This is a genomic window from Mesorhizobium sp. M7A.F.Ca.CA.001.08.2.1 (assembly GCF_003998455.1).
In the GTDB taxonomy this organism is placed as follows: Bacteria; Pseudomonadota; Alphaproteobacteria; order Rhizobiales; family Rhizobiaceae; genus Mesorhizobium; species Mesorhizobium ciceri.
The window spans coordinates 1-3,779 of record NZ_RZPW01000629.1 but is presented as its reverse complement, the minus strand read 5'-3'; the positions used below and the strand labels follow the sequence as shown (position 1 = coordinate 3,779).

Below are 3,779 nucleotides of genomic sequence, written 5' to 3'. Positions count from 1 at the left end.
TTGTTGAGCGGACAGCCGCGCACGAAACCCTGCTGCTCCAGTTGCGCCGCCACGGCCTCGAACACCGCGCGCACGCCTTCGCGGTCTGATGCCGCCGCCAGCACCGGCGCGATCCATGTCTCTTCGACCGCTGCCGCCACACGCTCGTCGATCACCGCCAGCGCCAGCGCCTTCTTGGTCGGGAAATGGTGATGCAGCGCGCCGCCGCTGACATCAGCCGCCGCCATCAGGTCGCCGATGCTGGAGGCGTGATAGCCGCGCGCCTGGAACGCATCCTCGGCGACATCGAGCACTTTCTTGCGCATGCCCTCAGGGTCGTTGATGCGTTTTCCCGGGCGCGGTTTTGGTTGAGCGATCATCTCTGCTGACATTGCCGGACATTAGCATATTGACAAAACAGGACAACCGGTCTGTTTTACAAACAGGACAATCACCCTGTTTTGGAGAATGCCGGATGAACCTGCCCCAGAACGTCGCGACGAAACCCTCAGCGCTCGCCTCGCCTGTCGTCGAGCTGCGGCAATACACGCTGAAACCCGGCCGGCGCGACACGCTCATCGACATCTTCGACGGCAGATTGATCGAGGGCCAGGAGGACACCGGAATGACCATCATCGGCCAGTTCCGGGATCTCGATCGGCCTGACATGTTCGTCTGGATGCGCGGCTTCGACAGCATGGATGCGCGGAAAAATGCTCTTGCCGCTTTCTATGGCGGGCCGGTCTGGGCGGCGCACCGCGATGCGGCCAACGCGACGATGATCGATTCCGACGATGTGCTGCTGCTCAAGCCGGCGTGGCCGGGCGCCGGCTTCGACCTCGCGGGGGCGCAGCGGCCAAGCCTGGCCGGCGACGAAAAGCCCATTCTAAACAGGCTGCTGACCGGCATCGTTGTCATCGAGATTCATCATTTGCAGCCCGGCACGGAGGCAGATTTCACCACCCGCTTCGAGATTGAGACGGCGTGCCTGATGACAGCCGACGCACGCCTGCTCGCCGCGTTCGTGACCGAGCCTGCCGAAAACAGTTTTCCGCGCCTGCCGGTACGGGCTGACGAAAACGTCTTCATCAGCGTCATGGGTTTTGCCAGCACTGAAGCGCATGCCCGCCACAAGGCCGCGCTTGCCGCCTCGCCGGCATGGCAGGATTTTTGGCGGGCCGCGCAACCCGGCCGGACCAAACCCACGGAAACTTTGCGGCTGTCGCCGACATCGCAATCGCTGGTCGGGATCTATTCCTAAAGCGCGTCGACGCGCTTTAGGAATAGATCCTTTTTTGTGCATGTCATTCTCCCAAAACCGGGGCCACTTTTGGGCGACATGCATCAGACTTCAAATGCCTCGATGATGGTCTTGGCGACGAGGGCCGGATCTTCCCAATGCGGGTTGTGGCCACAGCTCTCAGCCCGAACGAAGACGGCTCCGGCAAGAGCGGATTGCAACGCCTGCTGGTGCGCCTCGGCGAACAGCGGGTCGCACGCGCCGGCAATGATCAGCGTCCGGACTTGCACGGCCCGCGCCGCATCGGTCAGATCGGCGCGGCGGATTTCCTCGAGAATCGCGCGCCAGCGCAGCGTCGGCATCGCCGAGGCCTCTTGCGCCAGGCCAGCGAGAAAGGCTGGAGGCACGTCGGGACTGCAGGCATGCCACCAGGCGTAGAACGGATCGGCCGGCGATATCGGGTCGCGCAGCGCCTCGACGCCCGCGACCAGCGGATGATCCGGCGCGAAATCGGGCTTCAGCGTGCCGGCCAGCACCACCAGCCCGCCAATCAGCTCCCTGTGTCGCCCTGCCAATGCGATGGCCACCATGGCGCCCAGCGAATGGCCAACGACGAGCGGCCGGTCGAGCCGCAAGCGTAGGATCAGCCCGGCAATATCGTCGGCGAAATCGGCTATGCCGCAGCCTTTGCCGGCCTGCGAGGAACCGTGGCCACGCAGATCCGGCATGATCAGACGGCGGCCGGCCAGATAGGGCGCCAGAAGCGAAAAGCTGCGGCTGGTGTCGGTGAAGCCGTGCACCAACAGCAGTGCCGGCTCGGCGCCTGTTATCTCGACATAGGCGATGTCGAGATTGCCGACAGTGACGAACTGCTTGCGGCCGGCCCAGCCGTCCTGGTTCGCGCAGGCATTCAGCACCGCCGCCCTCACAGGCCGAGCTTTTCCTTGACCGCGGCAAGGCCGGGTTGGCCGTCGAAGGTGGTGACACCGGCGAGCCAGGCATCGAGACGGCTCTTGTTGGCCGTGATTGCCTTCAGCGCGCCGTCCTCCGGCTTCATGCCGTCATTGATCAGATAACCCATGCCGACATTCTCGAAATCGATGTCGAAGGCGAGGTTTTTCAAGAACTGTGCGACGTTCGGGCATTGCTGCAGATAGCCCTTGCGCACCTGCGTCGTCACCGTCGCGGCGCCGAAATTCGGGCCGAAGAACTTGTCGCCGCCGGTCAGATATTTGAAGTCGTACATCGTGTTCATCGGGTGCGGCGCCCAGCCCTGGAAGACGATGAACTGCTTCTCCTTGATCTCGTAGCCGACCTCGGAAAGCATGCCGGCTTCGCTCGATTCGACCACCTGCCAGCCGTCCAGGCCAAAGGCGGGATCGGCGATAGCGTCCATCATCAACTGGTTTGAACCGGGCTCGATGCCGTACATTTTCTTGCCGAATTTGTCGGCGAATTTGTGCAGGTCGGAAATGTCCTTGACGCCGGCTTCCCAGACATAGGTCGGCACGGCGAATGTGTATTTGGCGCCTACGAGATTGACGCGCACATTCTCGACCGAGCCGTCCTTCTTGTAGGGCTCGTAATAGGTGACCATGGCCGGGTCCCAGTAGCCCAGGAACAGGTCGATGTCCCTGTTCTTCATGCCCTCATAGATGACGTTGATGCCGAGCACCTGGCTTTGCGGCTGGTAGCCAAGCGCCTCCAACAGGACATTTGCGACTCCTGTAGTGAAGGCAAGGTCGTTCCAGCCGGGTTCGGCCATGCGGACCGTCTTGCACTCTTCGGCCTCGGCCGCCTGGGCCGCATGAGTGGCCAACATGAGGCCGGCAAGGCAGACGCCATTTGCAAGGATGCGCAACATTTCGGTTCTCCTCGTCCACAAAATGACCAATCGGTCTTTTTATTGACCCATGGGTCAATTCTTGATCTGAACGGACGAAGATGTCAACGTGGATTCGACATGCATGGACCGATGCCGTGAAACTCAAGCGTCTCAGTGAGATCCGCCGCAAGGAATTGCGGCAGGCGGCCTTCGCGGTGCTGGAGCGCGAGGGTATTGCCGGCGCGACACTGGAAAAGGTGGCGGCGCAGGCCGGTGCCTCCAAGGGCATCGTGCTGCACTATTTCCGCAACAAGCAGGAATTGTTCGAGCACGCGATGCGTGAGGCAAACGCCGTCCTGTGCCAGGCGGTGATCGCGCGGCTTCGCCGGGCGCAGACGCCGATGGAGCGCATGGATGCGGTGATCGAGGGCAATTTCGAGGAGCATCTGTTCCAGCCGCCTCTCTGCCATGCCTGGCTGTCGCTCTGCGCCGAGGTGCCGCGCGACGAGAAGATGGCTCGTATCCAGAGGGTGATCCATGCGCGCATGCGCTCGAACCTGTTGTCGGGCCTGCGCGGCCTCGCCTCGCCCGGAGATGCCGACGACATCGCGCTTGGCGTCACCGCGCTGATCGACGGGCTTTGGTTGCGGCTCGGCCTGCAGCCGGGCAGCGTGTCGCGCGAACAGGCTGTCCGCCAGGTCAAGAATTATGTCGCGGGACGGCTGGCTTTTGGGG

Annotated in this window: 5 protein-coding genes; 2 read left to right on the top strand and 3 right to left on the bottom strand. The window is 62.7% G+C overall.

Annotated elements, in window-relative coordinates:
* On the bottom strand, positions 1 to 305 hold a 305-nt coding region (locus EN914_RS27830), incomplete at its 3' end, for a TetR/AcrR family transcriptional regulator (RefSeq protein WP_245497853.1).
* Positions 306 to 454: 149 nt separating this feature from the next.
* Here EN914_RS27830 and EN914_RS27825 point away from each other — a divergent pair.
* Positions 455 to 1,240, top strand: a complete 786-nt coding sequence (locus tag EN914_RS27825; RefSeq protein WP_024505717.1) for an NIPSNAP family protein — start codon at positions 455 to 457, stop codon at positions 1,238 to 1,240.
* An 83-nt stretch (positions 1,241 to 1,323) separates the two neighbouring features.
* Here the strand turns inward: EN914_RS27825 and EN914_RS27820 are convergent, their stop codons facing one another.
* Positions 1,324 to 2,136, bottom strand: a complete 813-nt coding sequence (locus EN914_RS27820) for an alpha/beta fold hydrolase (RefSeq protein ID WP_024505716.1) — start codon at positions 2,134 to 2,136, stop codon at positions 1,324 to 1,326.
* 8 nt (positions 2,137 to 2,144) lie between these two features.
* The gene (choX, locus tag EN914_RS27815; RefSeq protein WP_024505715.1) at positions 2,145 to 3,083 is read right to left on the bottom strand and encodes a choline ABC transporter substrate-binding protein; all 939 of its coding nucleotides are present in this window, start codon (positions 3,081 to 3,083) and stop codon (positions 2,145 to 2,147) included.
* 80 nt (positions 3,084 to 3,163) lie between these two features.
* Between choX and betI the strand changes: the two genes are divergently transcribed.
* Positions 3,164 to 3,779, top strand: a 616-nt coding sequence (gene betI, locus EN914_RS27810; protein ID WP_127389391.1) for a choline-responsive transcriptional repressor BetI, incomplete at its 3' end; no start/stop codon positions are given.

Excerpts from the sequence above, each read along its gene's own strand:
- choX (WP_024505715.1), bottom strand. The coding sequence starts at position 3,083 with ATGTTGCGCATCCTTGCAAATGGCGTCTGCCTTGCCGGCCTCATGTTG.
- EN914_RS27825 (WP_024505717.1), top strand. The coding sequence starts at position 455 with ATGAACCTGCCCCAGAACGTCGCGACGAAACCCTCAGCGCTCGCCTCG.